This window comes from Sphingorhabdus sp. (assembly GCF_044357595.1).
Lineage (GTDB): Bacteria > Pseudomonadota > Alphaproteobacteria > Sphingomonadales > Sphingomonadaceae > Sphingorhabdus_B.
This window is the reverse complement of the sequence record NZ_JBIKPH010000206.1, coordinates 1-2,756: the sequence shown is the minus strand read 5'-3', so window position 1 is coordinate 2,756 and position 2,756 is coordinate 1. Positions and strand designations below refer to the sequence as shown.

Annotated in this window: 5 protein-coding genes; all 5 read right to left on the bottom strand. The window is 53.8% G+C overall.

All coding sequences use genetic code 11. The features are described from left to right. Positions 1 to 79 precede the first annotated feature (79 nt). The gene (rpsO, locus tag ACIQ2T_RS13075; RefSeq protein WP_300034902.1) at positions 80 to 349 is read right to left on the bottom strand and encodes a 30S ribosomal protein S15; all 270 of its coding nucleotides are present in this window, start codon (positions 347 to 349) and stop codon (positions 80 to 82) included. Positions 350 to 365: 16 nt separating this feature from the next. Beyond that, entirely contained in the window at positions 366 to 1,313 is a 948-nt protein-coding gene (gene truB / locus ACIQ2T_RS13070; RefSeq protein WP_397591184.1) for a tRNA pseudouridine(55) synthase TruB, read from the bottom strand. 6 nt (positions 1,314 to 1,319) lie between these two features. Then, positions 1,320 to 1,901 carry a thymidine kinase gene (locus ACIQ2T_RS13065; RefSeq protein ID WP_397591183.1) on the bottom strand — a complete coding sequence of 194 codons (582 nt, stop codon included), beginning with the start codon at positions 1,899 to 1,901 and terminating at the stop codon, positions 1,320 to 1,322. Then, positions 1,901 to 2,329, bottom strand: coding sequence for a 30S ribosome-binding factor RbfA (gene rbfA / locus ACIQ2T_RS13060; RefSeq protein WP_397591182.1), 429 nt, complete (start codon positions 2,327 to 2,329; stop codon positions 1,901 to 1,903). Before rbfA ends, ACIQ2T_RS13065 begins: the two co-directional genes overlap by 1 nt. A gap of 29 nt (positions 2,330 to 2,358) precedes the next feature. Beyond that, a partial coding sequence (locus tag ACIQ2T_RS13055; RefSeq protein WP_397591181.1) for an EF-Tu/IF-2/RF-3 family GTPase occupies positions 2,359 to 2,756 on the bottom strand: 398 nt, incomplete at its 5' end.

Genomic DNA, 2,756 nt, shown 5'->3' with positions numbered 1-2,756 from the left:
TGCCCTGTTCATGCTCCCCCAAAACATATTCAGGAGACGCAATACGCAAACGGCCCGCCAAAGCGGGCCGAGAGTGAATTTACTTACGAAGACCAAGCTTCGCGATAAGGGCGGCATAACGCGCGCCGTCGATTTTTTTGAGATAATCGAGAAGCGAACGACGCTTATTGACCATCTGGAGAAGACCACGACGCGAATGATTGTCCTTGTGGTGATCTTTAAAATGGGAAGTCAGGCCATTGATACGGTCAGTCAGGATTGCAACCTGCACTTCTGGTGATCCGGTATCGTTAGGCTCGCGAGCGTGCTCTTTGATGACCTGGGCTTTACGTTCTGCAGTAATCGTCATATTTTTCCTTCGAACATCATGGCGTAAGGTTAAAGCCACGGACGGTTTTCAATGTTCCGTCGATGTTCTCCACCAGTGCGATAGGACGCAAATCTGCGCCCCTCGCCCAATGTAGCCCATCTTTCATGGCAATCCCGGTCAAGACGCGGCCCTGTTGAACCGCCCTTGCCTGTTCCGGGGAGAGATCCAGAGCCGGGATGTCGTCCAGCCCTGCCTCTATCGGCAAGATAATGTCTTCTTGGGCGGCTCCTTGGCCGAATGCATTCAGTTTGTCTAGCGAAATCGCGCTTTCTAGGGCGAACGGCCCGGCACGCGTGCGGCGCAGCATCGAAACATGCCCAACCGCCCCAAGCGCATGCGCGATGTCACGCGCTAGGCTGCGGATATATGTGCCTTTGGAAACGTCGGCGGTGAGTGTGACCGCATTCAACAGGTCGTCGCGCCGAATGTAAGATTCTGGAACGCCAGTCACCACAGTTGAAGCACGTTCAACATGACAGACGGAAATGTCGTGGACCGTCACTGCGCGCGACTTCATTTCAATGACCTCACCTGCCCGAGCAAGGTCATAGGCGCGCTTACCATCTATTTTAATGGCGGAATAAGCAGGTGGAATTTGCTCTATCTGCCCAGTGAAATTTGGAAGAACAGCCTCAAGCTCTTTCATCGTCGGACGATGGTCAGACGTAGCAACAATCGGCCCTTCGGCGTCCAAGCCGCTGGTTTCTGTCCCGAAACTTATCGTGAAATCATACGTTTTGGATGCATCAAGCATACGCCCGCATAATTTGGTCGCTTCGCCCAAGGCGATGGGCAGCACGCCAGTTGCGAGCGGATCAAGTGTCCCGCCGTGCCCGACCTTAACTTTGCCAAAGCCAGCGCTACGCAAATTGCGCTTTACGGCTGCAACCGCCTGCGTTGAACCCAACCATAGCGGTTTATCAAGGATGATCCAGCCATGCATGCTGACCTATCGTCCCGCCCGCGCCTCATTAAAATGTTTGCGGCACATCGCAACATAGCGATCGTCGCCGCCGATTTCAGTTTGCGCGCCATCAACTACGGCTTTACCAAATTCATCCACCCGTAAGTTCATTGTCGCTTTACGACCGCAATCACAAACGCCTTTCAACTCGATCAAATTGTCTGCGATCCCAAGAAGTGCAGCTGAACCAGGAAACAACTCACCCTGAAAATCGGTGCGCAGGCCATAGCATACCACCGGAATGCCCGCCTTGTCCGCAAGGCTGGCCGCCTGCCATACCTGCTCCTTTGTCAAAAACTGTGCTTCATCGATCAGCACGCAAGCCAAAGGTGTTTCCTGATGCTGGGCAAGCACTGCCTTTTCAATATCAGTAACGGGTTCAAACCGGCTTGCGTTACCCGCGAGGCCAATACGCGAGCTAATCGCGCCAAAGCCCGGCCTATCATCAATCGCTGCGGTCCAAAGCATTACCGTCATGCCGCGCTCGCCATAATTGAACGCCGCCTGCAACAATGTGGACGATTTGCCAGCGTTCATCGACGCATAATAGAAATACAGCTTTGCCATTATGCAGCCTCGCCAGCTTGATCGCTTGCCTCATCCTCCGTCAGATCCTGCTGAACCTTTGGCTGCGACAATAAGCCTTCGATATGGGTTGCCTGGTCAAAACTATCGTCCGCGAGGAATTTCAGCTTCGCGGCGTATTTCATGCTCACACGGGCAGCGACCTCCTTCTGGAAAAACGCGGTGTTGGTGCGCAGAGCCTTAAGGACGACAGCTTCGTTCACCCCAAGCAACGGTTTAATGAACGCTGTCGCGTGCCGCAAATCAGGCGACATCCGCACTTCGGTCACGCTGACACTGTGGCTGTTGAGGATATCGTCATGCACCTCTCCACGCGCAAGCAGTTCCGACAGTATATGCCGGAATTGCTCACCTACGCGCAGAAGGCGAACAGAGCGGCCTTCAGGACCTGTATCGTTATGTTTAGCCATAATTCTCGACTCTCAGGACCGAGCTAAAATCACAACGTCCGTTCACGCTCCTCGATCTCAAAGACTTCAAGCATGTCGCCTGCCTTGACATCGTTGGTATCCGCCAAGACGACACCACATTCGAGGCCAGCCCGGACTTCGTCGATATTGTCCTTGAAGCGGCGCAGCGATGCAATCGTGGTTTTGGACACAATGACGTCTTCGCGGGTAAGGCGCGCGTACAAGCCCTTTTTGATGATGCCTTCTGTGACCAAAAGACCAGCAGCCTTGTCGCGCTTGCCCGATTTGAAGACATCTTTGACTTCGGCCCGCCCAACGACGGTTTCGATAATTTCTGGCCCCAATTCGCCCGCCATTTCCTTGGCGATGTCTGCGGTCAGGTGATAGATCACGTCGAAATATTTCAGACGTACGCGGTCACGCTTGG